Raw genomic sequence first — 380 nt, 5'->3', positions numbered from 1 at the left:
CTTCGAGTGAACCTTCCACAGCACTCTCGAACGGAGCATCGCGATGACCGCGAAGACCAGTATCGACCCTCAACTGTTTCTGCACGAGCAGCTGGCCCAGGCCAGTCCCGACTTGATGCGTGAGCTGCTCAACACATTCGTCAATGCGTTGTTGTCGGCGCAGGCCGACAGCGTGTGTGGCGCCGAATACGGCACCCGCAGTCCGGACCGGACGAACTCGCGTAACGGGTACCGGCACCGGGACCTGGACACCCGGGTGGGGACGTTGGATGTGGCGATCCCGAAGCTGCGTGAGGGCAGCTTCTTCCCGGACTGGCTGCTGGAGCGGCACCGTCGCGCCGAGGCGGCGCTGACCACGGTGGTCGCGACCTGCTACCTGC

1 protein-coding gene is annotated in these 380 nt (G+C 65.0%); it reads left to right on the top strand.

Annotation, left to right across the window (positions count from 1 at the left end; genetic code table 11):
- Positions 1-43: 43 nt before the first annotated feature.
- On the top strand, positions 44-380 hold a 337-nt coding region (locus N864_RS23125; protein WP_034723211.1), incomplete at its 3' end, for an IS256 family transposase.

Source organism: Intrasporangium chromatireducens Q5-1 (assembly GCF_000576575.1).
In the GTDB taxonomy this organism is placed as follows: domain Bacteria; phylum Actinomycetota; class Actinomycetes; order Actinomycetales; family Dermatophilaceae; genus Intrasporangium_A; species Intrasporangium_A chromatireducens.
Note: the sequence above shows the minus strand (reverse complement) of the source record. Positions and strands in the feature narration are given on the sequence as shown.